At 38.1% G+C, this 17,182-nt stretch carries 13 protein-coding genes and 2 pseudogenes; 4 read left to right on the forward strand and 11 right to left on the reverse strand.

Annotation, left to right across the window (positions count from 1 at the left end; all coding sequences use genetic code 11):
* Positions 1-296: 296 nt before the first annotated feature.
* The 6 genes from LO754_RS16010 to hpaB form a co-directional block, all read right to left on the reverse strand.
* A complete protein-coding gene (locus LO754_RS16010) occupies positions 297-824 on the reverse strand; it encodes a DUF1292 domain-containing protein (RefSeq protein ID WP_231784779.1) in 528 nt (175 codons plus the stop codon).
* Between the two features lie 129 nt (positions 825-953).
* Positions 954-1,262: a DUF1292 domain-containing protein gene (locus tag LO754_RS16015; RefSeq protein WP_024363115.1), complete on the reverse strand. Its 309-nt coding sequence runs from the start codon at positions 1,260-1,262 to the stop codon at positions 954-956.
* Positions 1,263-1,279: 17 nt separating this feature from the next.
* Positions 1,280-1,696 (reverse strand): Holliday junction resolvase RuvX, encoded by a 417-nt coding sequence (gene ruvX, locus LO754_RS16020; RefSeq protein WP_024363116.1) that lies wholly within the window; start codon positions 1,694-1,696, stop codon positions 1,280-1,282.
* 2 nt (positions 1,697-1,698) lie between these two features.
* Positions 1,699-1,965 (reverse strand): IreB family regulatory phosphoprotein, encoded by a 267-nt coding sequence (locus LO754_RS16025; RefSeq protein WP_024363117.1) that lies wholly within the window; start codon positions 1,963-1,965, stop codon positions 1,699-1,701.
* An 87-nt stretch (positions 1,966-2,052) separates the two neighbouring features.
* Positions 2,053-4,713 (reverse strand): alanine--tRNA ligase, encoded by a 2,661-nt coding sequence (alaS, locus tag LO754_RS16030; protein WP_025220080.1) that lies wholly within the window; start codon positions 4,711-4,713, stop codon positions 2,053-2,055.
* Positions 4,714-5,146: 433 nt separating this feature from the next.
* Positions 5,147-6,556: a 4-hydroxyphenylacetate 3-monooxygenase, oxygenase component gene (gene hpaB, locus LO754_RS16035; RefSeq protein WP_255702671.1), complete on the reverse strand. Its 1,410-nt coding sequence runs from the start codon at positions 6,554-6,556 to the stop codon at positions 5,147-5,149.
* Between the two features lie 372 nt (positions 6,557-6,928).
* On the opposite strand from hpaB, the gene LO754_RS16040 reads away from it, so the two are divergent.
* Positions 6,929-7,117, forward strand: coding sequence for a hypothetical protein (locus LO754_RS16040; protein WP_024363120.1), 189 nt, complete (start codon positions 6,929-6,931; stop codon positions 7,115-7,117).
* A 120-nt stretch (positions 7,118-7,237) separates the two neighbouring features.
* Here the strand turns inward: LO754_RS16040 and LO754_RS16045 are convergent, their stop codons facing one another.
* Entirely contained in the window at positions 7,238-8,947 is a 1,710-nt protein-coding gene (locus LO754_RS16045) for a polysaccharide deacetylase family protein (RefSeq protein ID WP_231784781.1), read from the reverse strand.
* 28 nt (positions 8,948-8,975) lie between these two features.
* Positions 8,976-11,420, reverse strand: a pseudogene (recD2, locus tag LO754_RS16050) (SF1B family DNA helicase RecD2).
* Positions 11,421-11,613: 193 nt separating this feature from the next.
* Here recD2 and hisA point away from each other — a divergent pair.
* From hisA to LO754_RS16065, 3 genes and pseudogenes are all read left to right on the forward strand, one after another.
* Positions 11,614-12,380: pseudogene (gene hisA / locus LO754_RS16055) on the forward strand (phosphoribosylformimino-5-aminoimidazole carboxamide ribotide isomerase).
* Positions 12,377-12,664, forward strand: a complete 288-nt coding sequence (locus LO754_RS16060; RefSeq protein WP_024363124.1) for a hypothetical protein — start codon at positions 12,377-12,379, stop codon at positions 12,662-12,664. The pseudogene hisA and the gene LO754_RS16060 overlap by 4 nt, the downstream one beginning before the upstream one ends.
* A gap of 247 nt (positions 12,665-12,911) precedes the next feature.
* Positions 12,912-13,652, forward strand: coding sequence for a GTP pyrophosphokinase (locus LO754_RS16065; protein WP_024363125.1), 741 nt, complete (start codon positions 12,912-12,914; stop codon positions 13,650-13,652).
* A 244-nt stretch (positions 13,653-13,896) separates the two neighbouring features.
* On the opposite strand, the gene LO754_RS16070 is transcribed toward LO754_RS16065, so the two are convergent.
* From LO754_RS16070 to LO754_RS16080, 3 genes are all read right to left on the reverse strand, one after another.
* Positions 13,897-14,556, reverse strand: a complete 660-nt coding sequence (locus LO754_RS16070; RefSeq protein WP_024363126.1) for a tetratricopeptide repeat protein — start codon at positions 14,554-14,556, stop codon at positions 13,897-13,899.
* A 113-nt stretch (positions 14,557-14,669) separates the two neighbouring features.
* Positions 14,670-15,794: a tRNA 2-thiouridine(34) synthase MnmA gene (mnmA, locus tag LO754_RS16075; protein WP_024363127.1), complete on the reverse strand. Its 1,125-nt coding sequence runs from the start codon at positions 15,792-15,794 to the stop codon at positions 14,670-14,672.
* Between the two features lie 105 nt (positions 15,795-15,899).
* Positions 15,900-17,045 (reverse strand): cysteine desulfurase family protein, encoded by a 1,146-nt coding sequence (locus LO754_RS16080; RefSeq protein ID WP_231784782.1) that lies wholly within the window; start codon positions 17,043-17,045, stop codon positions 15,900-15,902.
* Between the last annotated feature and the right edge of the window lie 137 nt (positions 17,046-17,182).

Below are 17,182 nucleotides of genomic sequence, written 5' to 3' on the forward strand. Positions count from 1 at the left end.
TGAAATTTTCTATTTTTATTACAACAAATCTTATCCGTTTACTTTTAATTGGTCAATGCTATTTTTTCTTGTTTTTCCCATGTATCAATCTTTATGTAATCTTGCAGGGGAAGATTCCCTTATTTTTTGTATGTTACACACGTTTTTCTCTCTACTAAACACCATATTCGTTGGACGATAGAATCCTTTTTAGCTTGAGATAGAAATTTTCTATTAGACATCGAAGCAAATTGTTTGAGTGACTGGCACTCATATATAAAAAAACATACTCAAAGTTATACTTTGAGTATGTTTTTTTATAAGTCATTTAAAATATCTTCTACGAATTCCCATTCTGCATCTGTTTCAATCGGTAGTAAATCCTCAATCGTTCCATCTGGTCCAGGTACATATTGGGCAGCGAAAATATCACGTTCCTCCATTGGTTCTTCTGAAACAGCAACATAAAGTACATATGATTTGCCAAATTGTTCAGAAGCAAATGTATGAATAACCTCGCACACCTGATCTGTGCCATCTTCATTCGTCACGGTTATAAGCTGTGGTTCCTCCTGAAATTCATCTAACAGTGTTAATACAACTTCATTAATCATTTCCCATTCAGCATCCGTTTCCACAGGTTGCAAATTAATCATTTCCCCGCTGTTATCATCATAATCGAATGTCATCGCTGAAATATCACCAGGAATTTCTTGCCCCTTTTCATCTATCAGTGAGAACAATACATATGATTTTTCCTCGGCATCAAATGTAAATACAACTCGGCATGTTTGCTCTTGACCATTTTCTCCGATAATAATAAATTCTTGTGTTTCCTCGTTCATTTAACTTCCTCCTTACAAATGAGCTGATTGTTTTAGTTCTTGCCCTTGTACGTCCAAGTTGATTGGCGTAAAAAAAGAACAAGGACCGCTTTTGCCATCCTTGTTCTTTACACTTTAAAATGAAAACAATTACTCTTCGTCTTCGTCCTCTAAAGCGTTTAAAACGTCTTCTACCATGTCCCACTCTGCTTCTGTTTCAATCGGTGTTAATTCGCCATCTTCACCGTTTTCAGAAGGTACAAATGATGATACGAAGATTTCTACAGAGCCGTCTTCATCTTCTTCTGCTCCTACCATTGAGTAAAATACATAAGATTTACCGAATTCAGGAGACTCGTGTACGTGAATTACTTCGCAAAGTTGCTCGTTTCCGTTTTCGTCAATCACTGTAATGTGTTGTACGTGTAATTCTTCTTCATGGTTATGCTCGTGAGCCATGTTTGCCACCTCATTAATTAGTTTTTGCTATCTAAATAGCCTTGTAAAATCATCACAGCAGCCATTTTATCAATGACTTGCTTGCGTTTTTTGCGACTTACGTCCGCTTCGATTAGCATGCGCTCGGCAGCCATCGTCGTTAAACGCTCATCCCAAAGTTTAACCGGCAGTGAAAATGTCTCTTCTAATAACTTTTTATAGTTTTCAGAAGCTTCACCACGTGGTCCTACCGTATTATTCATGTTTTTCGGGAATCCTACAACAAATTCAGTGATAGTATATTCCTTCACTAGCTCAGCAATACGGTCGATGCCGAATTCGCCATTTGCTTCATCAATTTTTACGGTTTCAATACCTTGAGCCGTCCAGCCAAGTGCATCACTAATGGCAACACCGACTGTTTTCGACCCAACGTCTAATCCCATAATTCTCATTTCTAGCCCTCGTTATTCTTTTTAATATAAAATTTAACAAGCTCTTCTAGAATTTCGTCACGCTCTAGCTTGCGAATTAAATTACGAGCATCCTGATGGCGAGGAATATACGCCGGATCACCAGAAAGTAAGTAACCGACAATCTGATTGATAGGATTATATCCCTTTTCCTCTAATGAAGAATGTACTTTCAACATTACCTGCTTGACTTCCTGTTCCATTGATTCTTCTGGAAAATTAAATTTCATCGTTTGATCAAATGAACTCATGACCAGCACCTCGCTTTCAGAAATAAGGAGATGTGCAAAGAAGCTCATCTCCGATTTCTCTTTATTATAACCGATTTGACGTATTAATTAAATGGATTTAACGTAATCATACACAGAAAGTAGCGCTTCATCAAGTTTTGAAGCATCTTTAGCACCTGCCATCGCCATATCTGGACGACCGCCGCCTTTACCGCCACAAGCTTCTGCCACCATTTTCACAATATTTCCTGCATGGTAATTGCCACCCACTAAATCTTTCGTTACACCTGCGCATAACATGACTTTATCGCCATCAATAGCACCTAGGACAACAACAGCTTTTGTCATTTTACCTTTTAGGTCATCCATCATTTGACGCAGTTGGTTATTGTCTTTCGCTTCAACTTTCGTTGAAAGTACTGTCACATCACCAAATGTTTGGGCTGCATCTACAATAGCACCTGCTTGTGCATTGGCAATTTTTTGTGATAATCCTTCATTTTCACGTTGTAATTCTTTGTAGTCTGCTTGTAGCGCATGAACTTTAGTGACAATATCTTTCGGATTTGCTTTTAATAATGCTGCTGCATCATTTAATAGCGCCTCTTCTTCTTTAACCGCCTCATATGCCACTTTTCCAGTCACAGCCTCGATACGACGCGTTCCTGCGCCAATACCACCTTCTGATACAATTTTAAAGAAGCCAATTTCAGAAGAACGTTTTACATGGATACCACCACAAAGTTCGATTGAATAATCGCCAATGGAAACGACGCGCACAATATCACCGTATTTTTCGCCGAATAATGCCATTGCCCCCATTGCTCTCGCTTCATCAATCGCCTTTTCTTCAATCACGACTTCAATATCTTCCCACACTTTTTCATTTACAATACGTTCAATTTGTTGTAACTCTTCTTTAGTTACTTGACCGAAGTGAGAGAAGTCGAAGCGTAATCGATCAGGACCAACATAAGAACCTGCTTGGTTAACATGGTCACCTAATACGTCTTTTAACGCACGTTGCATAATGTGCGTTGCTGTATGGTTTTTAATGATGAGATTACGTTCACTGCGATTAACTACCGCTTTTACTGCATCTTCAACATGCATTTCACCTGATTCAACAAGAACTGTGTGTAACGGTTGTCCATTTGGTGCTTTTTGAACATCCTTAACGATTGCTGTAAAGCCGTCATTGGAAATTACACCACTATCAGCAATCTGTCCACCCATTTCAGCGTAGAACGGTGTTTTTGCTAAGACAACTAAAGCTTCTTGACCTTCTGAAGCGACCTTCGCGACTTGTCCGTTGACAATCATTGCTGCAACTTCCGTTTCTACTGATAATGTATCATAGCCAACGAATTCACTTGCAACGGTTAAGTTTGCTAGCACTTCATTTTGTACTTGCATTGAATCCACATCTTGACGAGCTGCACGCGCACGTTCACGTTGTTCATTCATTGACACTTCAAATCCTTCATGATCCACTTTCATGCCTACTTCTTCTGCATATTCTTCTGTTAACTCGATTGGGAAGCCATATGTGTCGTAAAGACGGAATGCATCTGCTCCAGGAATATAATCATGCCCCGCTGCTTTTTGTGCTTCTACAACTTCATTAAAAATAGCAAGACCACCATCTAATGTTTCATGGAAACGAATTTCCTCGTTTTTAATCACACGTTGGATAAATTCACATTTCTCCGTAACTTCTGGGTAGAAATCCACCATAATTTGTCCAACTGTTGGTACTAATTCAAACATAAATGGTTTTTCGATACCAATTTGTTTAGCGTAACGTACTGCACGACGTAGTAAACGACGCAATACATAACCACGACCTTCATTTGAAGGAAGAGCGCCATCACCGATAGCAAATGCCACAGTACGGATATGGTCTGCAATCACTTTGAATGGTGTATTAATGTCTTCTTCTGAACCGAAGATTTCACTTAACGAGACTTCACCAGGACGCTTGTATTTGCGATTGGCAAATTGTTCAATTTTTTCAATGATTGGCATAAATAAATCCGTATCAAAGTTTGTTGGAACATTTTGTACAACTGATACAATACGTTCTAGTCCCATCCCTGTATCAATGTTTTGCTTTGGTAATGGTGTATAAGTACCATCAGGATTATGGTTAAATTGAGAGAACACTAAGTTCCAAACTTCTAAATAACGTTCGTTTTCTCCGCCAGGATACATTTCTGGATCATTTTCATCTGCACCATATTCTTCTCCACGATCGTAGAAAATTTCAGAGTTTGGACCAGATGGACCTTCCCCAATATCCCAGAAGTTCCCTTCTAAGCGAATTAAACGTTCTTCTGGAATGCCAATTTCGTTATGCCATACGTCATATGCTTCTTGGTCTTCTGGGTGGATGGTAATCGATAAAAGTTCAGGATCAAAGCCCATCCACTTTTTATCCGTTAAAAATTCCCAAGCGTAATGAATTGCTTCTTTTTTGAAGTAATCACCAATAGAAAAGTTACCTAACATTTCAAAAAATGTATGGTGACGTGCTGTTTTCCCTACGTTTTCAATATCGTTCGTACGAATCGATTTTTGTGCATTCGTAATACGCGGATTATCAGGAATAATACGACCATCAAAATAAGGTTTTAATGTTGCTACACCCGAGTTAATCCAAAGTAATGAAGGGTCATTAATTGGCACAAGAGGTGCTGATGGTTCATGGTGATGTCCTTTTTCTTTAAAGAATTCTAAATACATACGGCGAATTTCTACTGCTTTCATGTGAAAAGTTCCTCCTCTAATAGTGTAAAATTACGATATGAAGCCGCTTATACGCATAAAAAAGCCCTCATCCCCAAAAAGGGACGAGGACTTTGTATATTGTCTCGCGGTACCACCCTAGTTGTAAGTATTGTGTATACTTACCTCTTTAGCACTTGTAACGTAAGTGAACGGCAGGGATTAGCTGCACTCTGGAGTAGCTTTCGGCACTTGTTGACGTGAGGATTTTTTCAGCCTAGAAATCCCTTTCTTCTACACGCACAAATACGTACTTGTTCCATCATCGTTTTTTCTATTTTCTAACGCACATTATAAAAAAATTATGGCCTTCTGTCAATCATTGCATTTCTATATTGATATGAAATGATGGCAGTCAGCTAAAAAATATATTAGCTATCTAAGATTAACCAAAGTACAACATTTCGAATAGCGCTTAATCTTTATTTTTTAAGAAATTTTCTACTCTTTGTATAAATGGCTCCCGATTATACGATTGGTAGAGTAAGCTCGATAAACGTACTGGGTCTCCAAAGAAATATCGCTCATATAGCGTTTGTCTCGTGCCAAAACTACTCATCGTTAAATCCCATGCTAAACGGAATTTTTTGACACGCTCCTCTCCACCATCCCTAAATGATTGTAAATAATGCTCCAAATCCCCATCATCTGCGCCAAATGCTTTTTCACTCGGGATTGACATTAAGCCACTTGCACCTAATAATTGAATGATTTCTGTAAAGGTTGGATAGACTTTAGGGAAAATTTGAATGGCTACCTGTAATGTTGGATGGTCAGGTCTTATATAACCAAAGTCGTCTCTTTTAGCTTCTAGTTCGGATTTGAGCAATAAAGCTTTCATCGTTTCTAATGTTACAATGATTTCCACTACTTTTTGCTGTACATGTTGGTATTCGCCAATATTAATTGTATTAACAATTGATTGGACAACACCTAAAACAAATTCTGTTTTAGCAATTTGTCGGGACAATACTTGATGTAAAGTATACGCTTGGAAGCCACTCACATTCATAAAGTTATTGGCAACCTCATTATTTTCATAATAAAAAACGCGCTCCCACGGTACCACGACATCATCAAAGACAACAATCGCATCCATTTCCTCAAAGCGTGCGCTTAAAGGATGATCGAACGTTGATTCCCCTCCGACAAATGACTGTCTACATAAAAATTTCAATCCTTTCGTATCACTTGGTATGGAAAAACCAAACCCTTTTTCCTTATCAAAGCCATTTGTTGATAAAACAAGTAGTTCGTCTGTAATGCCACCTTGTGTGGCAAGCAATCTTGCCCCTTTAATTACCAGTCCTTGAGTTGTTTTCCCTACAATTTTAGCCGCAATGATGACCTCTTCATCTTCATAATGATATCGTTGACGGTTTACTTGTGGCTCAATAAACGTATGTGTCATCGTCAAATCATTTTCACGTGCATATTCATAAAAGTTTAGCAGATGATCTGGAAAACAATTTGGCTTATCTTTTAAATATTCAGCGGCAGATGCTAATGCCATTAAAGTAGTGTTCATATAATCAGGACTTCTTCCCATTAAGCCATGATTAGATAAAGCCCACTCTCGCGCAGCTTGACGTCTTGTTACTAAATCTTCAACCTTTGTCACTTGTAGAAAAGACATACCTACTCGTTCATTACTCTTTGGTGATACATAGGTCAAGCTATCATGTAACGACTCATCATGCTGCAAATCAAAAAGCTTTGCTTGACTTTGCATTACGCCTTTAAATGCTGGATGTTCTGAAACCTTTCCCGTAACGACTGCGCCATCTATTGAGATATGCGTTTGCAATGCATCGATGCGCTTAATATACTGCTGATATTATTGGCATACATTCACCCCTAAAAAAGTTACCTATGTTTTCATTCCATGTAGTATATGAACTTTTACGTTTTTTCGTTCCACAACTACTTATCTGTACTATATCAATCGTTATTTCGTAGCAAACTGTACTAGTTTAATAATACACAACAAATTTGGGGATAAAGCTTGAATTATCAGTGATTTTAGATAAAAACGGTTTCAAAAAGCACTTTTCAAACAAGTTCATTTTTGTGTCACATTCATCAAAATACCTCATTTCATTAGTACAACTTTCTAGATTTCTTTTGACTAACTGGAGTAAGATATAGACATCAAGAAAAGAAAAACATCATTTGTCCAATAAAGGAGAAAATAAAAATGAATACACAAATTATTTCCTATGTAGCTCAAATGGAAGCAGCTTTAATGAACCAAATGGAAGATCATAATGAAGAAAATTTATTGTTCTCTATTGCTTCTGATATGATTGCAAAAGAACAAGATCAATACGAAAATGTTTGCCAAGCATATGAAGTGGTAAAACATCACTTAATCGGCTTGCATTAATCCCATCCTTTTGAAATAACATCTACTACAAAACAAACCCGCATCTTCCCTGAAGATGCGGGTTTGTTTTTTGACCATATAGTTTTTCGTCGAAAAGCAGTTAGTCCAGTCCACGCTCTTTTATTGCGCAAAAGGTGATACCATTTTTTTGAACTGCGCTAAGCTCGTTTGTTGATCGCTGTAAAGGCGTTTAATTTGGTAGATATCATCATATGGATTGTTGTAGCCAGGCTTTGTTGAAAATGCCATTGTAAACCCAGCTTCTTTCACCGCATAAATAATATTGGCATTATATTGACCAAATGGATAGGCAAAGGCTTTTGCATTCGGTATAAACGTTAAACTGCGCTTTAAATCTTCTACGACCTCATGGTAAGGAATCAACAACATTTTCCCTTTATTTCCAATCATATCGTGTAAATTATAGGTGTGCGATTCAAACGTAAAGACATCTTGCATATAATCCATATCTTGTTTTGACAGTGCTTGTAAATCATTATAATTAAACAGTTGTTCTGCAGGTGAATATTCATTGCGATACGTAATTAAAAATTGAGTTGCTTGAAATCCATAATTTTTTAATATTGGATAGGCATATTCTCTTGTAGATAATAAACCATCATCAAATGTCAAAACAATGGAATAAGCAGGCAATGTAATTTCATTGCGCATAAAGCGCACTAAATCATCCGTACTAACCGTTTCATATTTTTTATCTTTCAAATACTTCATTTCATGAGCAAATTGGGTATCTGTTATCGTTGTACTTACATTTTTAAAGCGTCCTAATTCATTCTCCTTTAAGAAATGATGGTACATCATAACAGGTACGCCACGATCTAATGCTACCTTAGAACTGTGAATATAACCTTCACGTCCACCTATTGTCGTAACATACCAATTCTGCTCTTTTCGTAAAATGGGGTAGCGTCGATTTACATCCAACTTTGCAAATGGCTGTAATTTTTTCGCTGTTCGATCGTAAATTTCATTATTCCCTGATATTGGGATGAAATATTGATTTTTTACTGCATTATCATTACCGCTATTTTTAAAAGACGGCGTATTGACAAATTTTATTTTTGATTTTTCCACATAAAGGAACGTTTTGCCCCACCGTACTTGAACATACATTTCATCTATAACATTGGCAATTTCTAACTGTTGCCCTTTTAACAGTGTCGCAATCGACATTGGTTGTTCTCGACGAAGATCATAGAGAACAGCATTTTCCAACGCTTCAATATAGCCATTTTGTTTACTTGGCGGGGTTGTTGGTGATGTTGGTGGTGTCGGCGTAGGTTTTTCAACCGGCTTTGTTGATGGATCAGTGGTGTCCTGCCCTTTTTCTTCTGTAACAAAATTACTATGTACAAAACCCAGTCGTCCGTTCACAGCAATTCCGTACCAACTGCCCATTTTACTATATAAGGGGAAACGAACACCTTCCGATAATGTTGCAAATTGCACTAGTTTGTTACCGGTATTATCATAAACAGGCGTTACCTTTGTTGCTACAATGTAATCTTTTACTTTGACAACAGAAGGTACGTTATTTTGATATGTCTTGGATGGAACAACAGTCGTGTATCGTTTATCTACATAACCGTAGTTACCTCCCCAACGAATTTGCCACCAAATAGGCCCATAATCTTTTGCCACTTCAAATGTTTGTCCTGCTGATAATGTTCCTACTTGTTCAAGTGAGCCTGAACGATTATCAAAGACAGTTGCTTCCTCATTCACTTGAATAACTATACTACTGGCATGTACCTTGTGCACGAATGGTAATAGCAGCATGAATAGGAGCAAGTACACAATGCGTTTCAATTTCTTCACCTCATAAAACTAATTTTTCTTATGATTCATCCATAAAATCATATGGAGATATGCCATCCATTCCAATCATTGGATGGATGGATGGTAAGGTTTCGACCGTTAGCTGTAGCACAGTCGTAGCATCCTCTTGTTGATTGTTCTCTTCATTTTGTTGCGTTTGCGTCTCCTCCACTAATATAACCTCATTAGATGCTTCCATTGGGTTAAGTCGTGCGCGCAGAGACGTGAAGCGTTGTAAATCGTCTGTTCGTTGTAAACCGCTAGCTAGCACATCTGGTTCACCACATAAAATTAAGAAATTTTTCGCACGTGTAATACCAGTATATAATAAATTACGACGTAGCATTTTCGAATAGCCACGCACCACTGGCATAATCACCGTTTGAAATTCTGAACCTTGTGATTTATGAATGGAGCAACAATAAGCCAATGTTAATTGATTAAGATCGCTGCGCTGATAAGTTACTTCAATTCCATCAAAAGACACGACAAGTAAATCCTGCTTCTCCACTGTTTCCTTTGCTTTAATAATACTAATGACTTCACCCATATCCCCATTAAAAACATTGCTTTCTGGCTGGTTTACAAGCTGTAATACTTTATCCTTTATGCGATACGTTACATCACCAAAGACAAGTTCCTTTCTTGTACCAGTATCATTCGGGTTGACAAGCGCTTGAATCAATTTATTTAAGTTATCGATTCCGGCTGGTCCTTTATACATCGGTGCTAAAACTTGGATATTTCGGATTTCTTGCCCTTTTGCTACTGCACTTTTCACAACTTGTGTTACAACATTTGCCACTTGCTCTGAAGAAGCTTTAATAAAGGAACGATCCGATGTTTTCATCGTTAGATCATTTGGAATTGTACCACGTTTAATCTGATGGGCGAGTTCAATAATGGTTGAACCTTCCGCCTGACGATAAACATCTGTCAGTTCAACAGTCGGTATTTGTCGCGAAGCAAGTAAATCTTTGAGCACTTGTCCTGGACCTACTGGCGGTAGCTGGTCTTGATCGCCAACAAAAACAACTTGCACATCCTCATGTAATGATTTTAATAATTGATGGGCAAGCCATGTATCTACCATGGACATTTCATCGACAATGATTAGTTTTCCAGTAACCTCTCGCTCCGTTTCTTCCTCTTTCTCCTGACCTGTAAAGCCTAATAAGCGGTGGATGGTCATCGCAGGTAGTTCCGTAGACTCAGCTAGACGTTTAGCTGCACGACCTGTTGGTGCACATAAAATAATAGGGAATGGCTCTTCTTTTTGCGCATATTCCTTTGGATTTAGTGAAAGCCCGTGAAGTTTGGCATATACTTCAACAATGCCCCTAACAACCGTCGTTTTTCCTGTACCAGGACCACCTGTTAAAATCATGACAGCTGAATTAAGTGCTTGTTCAATTGCAAAAGCTTGTGTTTCTGCATATGTGACACTTAACAATGCTTCTGTTTCGCCGATTGCCTTGCGAATTTCATCTTTACTAAAATGCTTCGCTTGACTATTGCGTTCCGTTAGCGCAATTATTTTTGAGGCAATACCAATCTCCGAAAAATATAGAGATGGCAAATATAGTCTCGTTTCTTCACCATAGATTTTATTTTCCTCACGCAAATCGATACATGCCTTGGAAATTGCTTCGTATGGTATTTCTTGGCGTTGACTTTGCTCCAGCATATCTTTCACTTGTGGTAATACATGTTCCGCATCTAAAAATACATGACCATCCGATAACGCTGCTGTATTTAGAATATGTAAAATAGCCGCCTTAATACGGTCAGGATGATTGCCTGTAATACCTAATTTTGCACCAAGCTCATCTGCCCGAAAGAAACCGACACCGTCCACATCTTCAATGAGTCGATAAGGGTTTTCAGTTAAAAAATCAAGCGTCTCTGTACGATATGTTTGATATATTTTCATACCGAGCTACGGGCCAAATCCCCATTCATTTAACTGAATCATAACCCGTTCCAATCCAAGATTTTGCTCAATGGTACGATGAATAACTTCCTTTTTTTCAGCAGATAGTCGTGGTACACCATCAAGGACATTCGGGTCTTCTAATATAAGACGTATTGTATTGGGTCCAAGTTTCTCTACAATTGTTTCAGCCGTTTTTTTTCCAATACCAACAAATAAATCACTCGATAAGTAATGAACGATACCTTGCTCAGTTGCGGGCACTTCTTTTGTAAAGGTTTCAACTTGAAATTGTACACCATATTTTGGATGCTGTCTCATCGTTCCTGTAAAACGATATTGTTCGTCCATTTGCAATTGTGGGAAATAACCAACGACAATAATTTCCTTATCTTCATATTGCAAATTTGTTTCTTGAATTTTCACGCGCACAATAGAATACATATTTTGAACATTATGGAAAATAGAGACAATCGGACGTCCAAGAATAAATAGCTTATTCAGTTCAAATAAATCTAGATTTTCTGTCATTATCGATTCGTCTCCTTGCTTGTATATTTCAATCCTATTATTTTACCACAGCGCATGAAGAAAAATCGTTTTATCTAGAAAATCCTCAAATTTTTTAACATTATTTTGACAAATGATGAATTACGGCTATTTTAACACTAAGCATGCTATGATATACAGTAAGAATTTGTTGTTTGGAAGGATTGTGAAGCTAGTGGAATTTAGACCTTGCATCGATTTACACGATGGCAAAGTAAAACAAATTGTTGGAAGCACGCTAGGATATGCAGATCAAGAAGTTATCGAAAACTTCATTTCAGAATATGAGCCTAGTTATTATGCCAACATGTTTGCAAAAGATCAATTAGTAGGCGGGCATGTAATTATGCTTGGTAGTGGCAATGAACAAGCCGCACTAGCAGCCTTAACAGCTTACCCAGGAGGTTTACAAGTTGGCGGTGGCATAACGACTGAAAACGCTAAAACGTACATAGATGCAGGTGCTTCGCATGTAATCGTAACATCGTTTATCTTTCATGATGGACAACTCGACGTCAATCGCTTAGAGCAACTCGTTAAGCTAATCGGTAAAAAACACCTTGTAATCGATTTAAGTTGCCGGATGCGTGATGGAAAGTGGTTTGTAGTCACAGATAAATGGACAAAATTTAGTGATTTTGAAGTCAACCCACAAAACATTTCCTACATTGAAGAATTTTGTGATGAACTATTGATTCATGCAGTGGATGTTGAAGGAAAAAAGGTGGGATGCAGGAAAGCTTAGTGCGAGATTTAGCAGCTTGGACATCTATTCCAACAACCTATGCAGGTGGCGTTCGTTCTTTAGAGGACTTAGAAAAATTCAAAGCCATTTCAAATGGAAAGCTACATGTCACAATCGGTAGCTCACTTTCTATTTTTGGTGGAGATTTACCTTATACGGAAGTTGTGAACTATTGTAAAAAAGGCGGGATACTGTGAAACTTATCTATAAAGATTATGTTTTTCCATTTAGAGAAACCAATTTAGAACGGATTATTGATGGCAAATATTTCAAAGTTAACACGTTAGATGATTCCTTATCATTACAGATTCAACTTGATAATGAACAAATGCTACTTGAGTTTTCAAAATCATTAAAAGCAACTTGTAGTTTCCTACGCGATCAAGAAAATGAGCCATATATTGGCACTTATATCGACTTGCAAATTTTTGTTGAAGAATTCAATAAGCGTTACAATTTAAATGCAAAAATTATTGTATAATAGCCGAAACTATAGACAACATACTTGAGTGTTTTCTCTTAAAGTATGTTGTCTTTTTTTGAAGAAAATGCATCTTGCACAGCAATGAGTGGAAACAGGACATACTAACAAGAAATTACAACTTTTCGTAGAGTGTAAATTTCTAATTTCCCGTCCTTTTTGTTAAGCTTAGAAGAAGAAATACATATGTTGTAGCCAATTAACCAATACGTGTCCTACCTCGCACTAAAAGAAAGGATTTTTTAAGATGACAAATGAACTTGAAGCCACAACTATTAAAACACTCCAAACAGAACTTACTCGCTTCTTCTTAGCTTATAAATTTGCGTTAAACGAAGTGGAAACAAAAATCAATATTTTGCAAGAAGAATTTAAGCTTATGCACGAATATAATCCAATTGAACATGTCTCCACTCGAGTGAAGTCACCAAAAAGCATCTTATTAAAGATGAAGAAAAAAGAGCTGACACCTGCCATCGATAGTATTCGCGAAAATATTCGGGATATAGCAGGCGTCCGTATTACGTGCTCCTTTGTAGAAGATATTTATAAAGTAAGTGCGATGTTGCAAGCACAAAATGATATTGAAATAGTGGACGTAAAAGACTATATCGCGTATCCAAAAGAGAATGGCTATCAAAGCCTACATCTTATTATTAAAATTCCAATTTTCATGTCCGATCGAATGGAAAAAGTCTATACGGAAATTCAAATACGAACGATTGCAATGGATTTTTGGGCAAGTCTCGAGCATAAAATTTACTATAAATACAATAAGGAAGTGCCTGCACATATTCGTAAGGAACTAAAAGAAGCGGCGCTACAAGCTGCTGAATTAGATCGTAAAATGGAACGTCTCAATAAAGAAATCAATATTTTAAAGGCTAATGATACTGAATCGTCCCTGTTAGACACAACACCTATTGCGCATTTAGCACAATACTTATCACAACTGACATTTGACAGTGCAGTTAAAGACAACAAATAATGACTCAAGCAAATAAAAAGTGATAGATTGACGGCCGTCAATCTATCACTTTTTTGTTACCGTTGATGCCCGCTTCGACGGCGCTTTCCGCTCAGTACAGTAAGCCGCAACCCTCGCTAGTGCGCGAAATGCCCGAGCAGGAGTCTGCCTTCGCTACCATCAACTAGCGTTCTATTCTTGCAAAAGAAAGAATGGCTGACAACTTTGTCCTTGTTTCATCTCTTCAAGTTTTGTCTCGCCCGCTTTAATTAAATCGTTGTGCAATCATATCGTAAATATAACGAGCTTGATCGTATTCAGGTTGAATGGTAAATGCCTGCTTTAAATGATACATCGCATCTTCTGTTTGTTCAGTGGATACAGCATACAGCACACCTAAGTTATAATGAGCATCTGCATTATTCCAATCCTGTTCGATTAAATAATCTAACTCCTTCTTACCTTCCTCGAACATTTCTAATGCACAGAGCACGATTGCATATGCTAGGCGAATTTGTGTATCCTCTGGTGCAATTTCTGCCGCACGTTGTAAGTATGGCAAAGCAAGCTTCGGATTTTCCATTCGTTCAAAGCACTTGCCCATCATATAATAAACATCCGCACCTGCAATTTTATGCTTCACAGCTTGCTCATAAAGTTTTAACGCCTCGGCATAACGTTCCGCATTATAATACAAATTAGCTAAACCATAATAGGCTGTAGCTGCCGTTTCATCTACAGTAATTGCTTTTTGAAAAAAACGCTCTGCTCGTTCTGTATCTTCTAGGACCGCCAATAAATTCCCAAAATTCACATAGCCAATTGCATTTTCAGGCTCTGCTTCAATTGCTTTAGTAAAAAGCTGTGCAGCATCCTCATAACGTTTCTCTTGAAACGCTAGTATTCCTTGCTCGTTAAAATCCAAATCATTTCACCTCTATGTAGCGAAAAGACTGCACATCTGATCGCTCTTTCGTGTACACCAAGGTTATTTGCTCGATGCACTTTAAAGTTTAGCGTCGCAGTCTTTTTCGCGAGTTATCCAACGTATGTTAGTTTTTCATTGTTTTTAAAAACTTCATCAATTGTACCGCCACCTAAGCAAACTTCACCGTCATATAAAACAACAGCCTGTCCAGGTGTTATAGCACGTACAGGTTCTGCAAACACAATATGTGTACGACCATCTTCTAAAATTTCTACCTCTACAGGAGTATCTGTTTGACGATAGCGGAATTTCGCAGTACAAGAAAATTTCCCGGGCAATTTTTTTGTCGAAGTATAGCCCATTTTTACTGCTGTTAGCGATGTTGAGTATAAAGCATCATGGTGGAATCCTTGACCGACAAGCAACACATTACGTTCTAAATCTTTTCCAAGGACAAACCATGGCTCACCGTCTCCACCTATGCCAAGACCATGACGTTGACCTAATGTATAGTACATTAACCCATCATGTTGCCCCATTACTACGCCATCCATCGTTTCCATTTTGCCAGGTTGAGCAGGTAAATATTGACTTAAAAACTCTTTGAAATTACGCTCTCCGATAAAGCAAATACCTGTTGAATCCTTTTTCTTAGCTGTAGCAAGCCCTGCTTCTTCTGCAATTTTACGCACTTCTTTTTTCTCGATATCCCCAATTGGGAACATAACATGCGCTAATTGCTCCTGTGATAGTTGGTTAAGGAAATACGTTTGGTCCTTATTATCATCTACACCACGAAGCATACGTACTTCGCCATCCCCACTGCGATCAATACGTGCATAGTGACCTGTTGCTAGATAATCTGCACCAAGATTCATGGCATGCTCTAGGAATGCTTTAAATTTAATTTCTTTATTGCACATTACATCCGGGTTTGGTGTGCGTCCCGCTTTATATTCTTCTAAAAAGTATGTGAAAACTTTATCCCAATATTGCTTTTCAAAATTGACAGCATAATAAGGAATACCGATTTGATTACATACTTTAATTACATCTTCGTAATCTTCTGTCGCGGTACAAACGCCATTTTCGTCTGTATCATCCCAGTTTTTCATAAAAATACCAATTACTTCATACCCTTGTTGCTTTAACAAATAGGCAGCAACGGAAGAGTCTACCCCACCTGACATGCCGACGACGACACGGATTTGTGATGGGTCACGTGTTTCGATCATTGTGGTCACCTTTTCTTTTATTCAATTCATTTAAACCTTACTTTTTGGCTTTATTTATAGTAAAAGCTTCTTTGATAAGGGTTTAAAGTTATCTTTTGTAGCAAATTATTTTGCCAATTTTTTCACAATCGTAGCTGTTTTTTCTGCTGCTTGACGTACATCTTCTTCAGTTAGTCCTAGGCCAAAGCTAAAGCGAATAGAGTTTCGCAACTCATCTGCCCCTTTTCCATACATCGCTACTAACACATGTGAAGGATCAATAGTACCTGCTGTGCAGGCAGAGCCACTGGATGCGTAAATGCCAGCCATATCTAGGTTCACTAAAAATGACTCTACCTCCATATTAGCAAAACTAATATTTAATACGTGCGGCAGGACATTTTGAGGATCACCATTGACATGAAATGCTAACTTTTCATGTGAAAAAACATCCAACATAATTTGTTTAAAGCGATTGTACAGTGCTCGCTTACTTTCGCGCAACTCACTTGCATTTTGAGCAGCTGTAGCAAAGCCAATAGCAGCAGGAATATTTTCCGTACCTGCACGACGTTTTTTCTCTTGTGAACCGCCAAATGCATAGCTTGCAAGTGGTGTACCTGTCTTTTGATAAAGGAAACCAATTCCTTTTGGTCCATTAATTTTGTGCGCTGAGACACTTAATAAATCAACCTGCAAAGCAGTTACATCAATGTTTTCTAAGCCGTAAGCCTGTACGGCATCCGTATGGAACGTCGCTTTATGTTCCCGTAACAACTGACCAATTTCAGCAATTGGTTGAATTGAACCCACTTCGTTATTCCCGTACATAATTGTTACTAAAATTGTATCTTCACGTAGCGCTTGTCGCACCGCTTCTACAGTTATGCGCCCGTTGGCATCTACTGGTAAATAGGTCACTTCAAAGCCATCTTTCTCCAACTTCTCACAAGTATGTAACACCGCATGATGCTCAATCTGAGTTGTAATAATATGCTTACCTTCATGAGCACGAGCATTAGCTGTGCCAATAATTGCCGTATTATCCGCTTCCGTACCGCCACTTGTTAAAATAATTTCCGTTGGCTTTGCTCCAATGGATTGTGCCAATATATCACGTGCCTGATCTAAATATTTTCGCGCCTCACGCCCAGCGCCGTGAATACTCGATGCATTGCCAAATACATTACGCATCGCTAAAGTCATGGCGTCTATTACCTTGTCATTCATCGGAGATGTAGCCGCATGATCAAGATAGATGTTTGCATTCATGTTGAAAACTCCTTTATACAAAAACACTAAAGTACTGTCTATTCCCAAGAGGCGAAAACGCTGCATGTTAAATGGTCCATCTTTGCACAACATGCAGAGTGGCGAAAACATGGCAGCATATAAACCGTTGGAGGTGC

The sequence above is a fragment of the Lysinibacillus sp. GJ-1 genome (assembly GCF_021166035.1).
GTDB classification, from domain to species: domain Bacteria; phylum Bacillota; class Bacilli; order Bacillales_A; family Planococcaceae; genus Lysinibacillus; species Lysinibacillus sphaericus.

Coding starts and splice junctions, on each gene's coding strand:
- LO754_RS16010 (WP_231784779.1), bottom strand. CDS start 824: ATGAACGAGGAAACACAAGAATTTATTATTATCGGAGAAAATGGTCAA.
- LO754_RS16015 (WP_024363115.1), bottom strand. CDS start 1,262: ATGGCTCACGAGCATAACCATGAAGAAGAATTACACGTACAACACATT.
- ruvX (WP_024363116.1), bottom strand. CDS start 1,696: ATGAGAATTATGGGATTAGACGTTGGGTCGAAAACAGTCGGTGTTGCC.
- LO754_RS16025 (WP_024363117.1), bottom strand. CDS start 1,965: ATGAGTTCATTTGATCAAACGATGAAATTTAATTTTCCAGAAGAATCA.
- alaS (WP_025220080.1), bottom strand. CDS start 4,713: ATGAAAGCAGTAGAAATTCGCCGTATGTATTTAGAATTCTTTAAAGAA.
- LO754_RS16040 (WP_024363120.1), top strand. CDS start 6,929: ATGAATACACAAATTATTTCCTATGTAGCTCAAATGGAAGCAGCTTTA.
- LO754_RS16065 (WP_024363125.1), top strand. CDS start 12,912: ATGACAAATGAACTTGAAGCCACAACTATTAAAACACTCCAAACAGAA.
- mnmA (WP_024363127.1), bottom strand. CDS start 15,794: ATGATCGAAACACGTGACCCATCACAAATCCGTGTCGTCGTCGGCATG.
- LO754_RS16080 (WP_231784782.1), bottom strand. CDS start 17,045: ATGAATGCAAACATCTATCTTGATCATGCGGCTACATCTCCGATGAAT.